Here is a 2,349-nt window from a genome sequence, read left to right as displayed (position 1 = left end):
CAGACTTGTTATAGGATCAAGCCTTACGGGCAATTAGTATCAGTTAGCTGAACGCATTACTGCGCTTACACACCTGACCTATCAACGTCCTGGTCTCGAACGACCCTTCAAGGGGATCTAGTCCCCAGGGATATCTCATCTTAAGGCGAGTTTCCCGCTTAGATGCTTTCAGCGGTTATCTCTTCCGAACATAGCTACCCGGCGATGCCACTGGCGTGACAACCGGTACACCAGAGGTTCGTCCACTCCGGTCCTCTCGTACTAGGAGCAGCCCCCTTCAAATATCCAACGCCCACGGCAGATAGGGACCAAACTGTCTCACGACGTTTTAAACCCAGCTCACGTACCTCTTTAAATGGCGAACAGCCATACCCTTGGGACCGGCTACAGCCCCAGGATGAGATGAGCCGACATCGAGGTGCCAAACACCGCCGTCGATATGAACTCTTGGGCGGTATCAGCCTGTTATCCCCAGAGTACCTTTTATCCGTTGAGCGATGGCCCTTCCATACAGAACCACCGGATCACTATGACCTGCTTTCGCACCTGCTCGACTTGTCGGTCTCGCAGTTAAGCACGCTTATGCCATTGCACTATCAGCACGATTTCCGACCGTACCTAGCGTACCTTCGTACTCCTCCGTTACGCTTTGGGAGGAGACCGCCCCAGTCAAACTGCCTACCATGCACTGTCCCCGACCCGGATCACGGGCCAAGGTTAGAACCTCAAACAAACCAGGGTGGTATTTCAAGGACGGCTCCACCGAAACTAGCGTTCCGGTTTCATAGCCTCCCACCTATCCTACACAGATCGGTTCAAAGTCCAATGCAAAGCTACAGTAAAGGTTCATGGGGTCTTTCCGTCTAGCCGCGGGTAGATTGCATCATCACAAACACTTCAACTTCGCTGAGTCTCGGGAGGAGACAGTGTGGCCATCGTTACGCCATTCGTGCAGGTCGGAACTTACCCGACAAGGAATTTCGCTACCTTAGGACCGTTATAGTTACGGCCGCCGTTTACCGGGACTTCAATCAAGAGCTTGCACCCCATCATTTAATCTTCCGGCACCGGGCAGGCGTCACACCCTATACGTCCACTTTCGTGTTTGCAGAGTGCTGTGTTTTTATTAAACAGTCGCAGCCACCAGTTTATTGCAACCCCTTCACCCTCCTGGCGCAGGCCAGTCAAGCTACAAGGGCGTACCTTATCCCGAAGTTACGGTACCAATTTGCCGAGTTCCTTCTCCCGAGTTCTCTCAAGCGCCTTAGAATACTCATCTCGCCCACCTGTGTCGGTTTGCGGTACGGTCATCGTTAGACTGAAGCTTAGAGGCTTTTCTTGGAACCACTTCCAATTGCTTCGCTCCCTAAGGAGCTCGCGCCACACCCTTGAATTACGCGCCCGGATTTGCCTAAGCGCCTTCTCCAATGCAGCGACCGGGACTTCCAACACCCGGACAACCTTCCGCGATCCGTCCCCCCATCGCATCTAACAATGGTGCAGGAATATTGACCTGCTTCCCATCAGCTACGCATTTCTGCCTCGCCTTAGGGGCCGACTCACCCTACGCCGATGAACGTTGCGTAGGAAACCTTGGGCTTACGGCGAGGGGGCCTTTCACCCCCTTTATCGCTACTCATGTCAGCATTCGCACTTCCGATACCTCCAGCACGCTTTTCAACGCACCTTCGCAGGCTTACGGAACGCTCTCCTACCATGCGAGCAAAGCTCGCATCCGCAGCTTCGGTATATAGCTTAGCCCCGTTACATCTTCCGCGCAGGACGACTCGATCAGTGAGCTATTACGCTTTCTTTAAAGGGTGGCTGCTTCTAAGCCAACCTCCTGACTGTTTTAGCCTTCCCACTTCGTTTCCCACTTAGCTATATTTGGGGACCTTAGCTGGCGGTCTGGGTTGTTTCCCTCTTGACACCGGACGTTAGCACCCGATGTCTGTCTCCCGTGATTGCACTCTTCGGTATTCGGAGTTTGCTATGGCGGGGTAATCTGCAATAGACCCCCCAACCATGACAGTGCTCTACCCCCGAAGGTGAGACACGAGGCACTACCTAAATAGTTTTCGGAGAGAACCAGCTATTTCCAAGTTTGTTTAGCCTTTCACCCCTATCCACAGCTCATCCCCTAACTTTTCAACGTTAGTGGGTTCGGACCTCCAGTACGTGTTACCGCACCTTCATCCTGGCCATGGATAGATCACTTGGTTTCGGGTCTACGCCCAGCAACTGAACGCCCTATTCGGACTCGCTTTCGCTACGCCTGCCCTATACGGTTAAGCTTGCTACTGAACGTAAGTCGCTGACCCATTATACAAAAGGTACGCCGTCACCCCT

At 53.2% G+C, this 2,349-nt stretch carries 1 rRNA gene; it reads right to left on the bottom strand.

Annotation, left to right across the window (positions count from 1 at the left end):
• Positions 1-12: 12 nt before the first annotated feature.
• Positions 13-2,349: ribosomal RNA gene (locus KVT39_RS36315) — 23S ribosomal RNA — on the bottom strand; the annotation flags it as partial.

This window comes from Burkholderia sp. GbtcB21 (assembly GCF_019091065.1).
Taxonomy (GTDB): Bacteria; Pseudomonadota; Gammaproteobacteria; order Burkholderiales; family Burkholderiaceae; genus Burkholderia; species Burkholderia pyrrocinia_C.
This window is presented reverse-complemented; position numbering and strand designations above follow the sequence as displayed.